Origin of the sequence: Streptomyces sp. URMC 126 (genome assembly GCF_051386555.1) — a bacterium.
Classification (GTDB): Bacteria; Actinomycetota; Actinomycetes; order Streptomycetales; family Streptomycetaceae; genus Streptomyces.
In genome coordinates this window covers 1-259 of record NZ_JBPQTX010001019.1, presented here as the reverse complement: position 1 = coordinate 259, position 259 = coordinate 1, and the positions used below count along the sequence as shown (strand labels likewise).

The 259-nt window shown below is 65.6% G+C and carries 1 protein-coding gene; it reads right to left on the bottom strand.

The features are described 5' to 3' along the window. On the bottom strand, window positions 1-259 hold a 259-nt coding region (locus ACSNOK_RS34920; RefSeq protein WP_436784721.1), incomplete at both ends, for an FAD-dependent thymidylate synthase.

Sequence of the window (259 nt, the reverse complement as noted above, 5' to 3'; positions counted from 1 at the left end):
CGCGGTACCTGCCGCTCTCCTCGTTGTAGCTCCAGCCGACCCTGTGGCGGTGGAACTCGCGGAAGACGAACAGCGGGGCGCTGATGAAGAAGGTCATCGAGTTGTGCTCGAACGGACTGCCGTGCCGGTCGCGCATCAGGAAGTTGATCAGCCCCCTGGATCGCTGCGGATCCTTCTCCAGCTCGTCCAGGGACTGCTCACCCGCGGTGGAGACCCGCGCCGCCCACAGCACGTCGGTGTCTGCGGCCGAGTGTTTGAC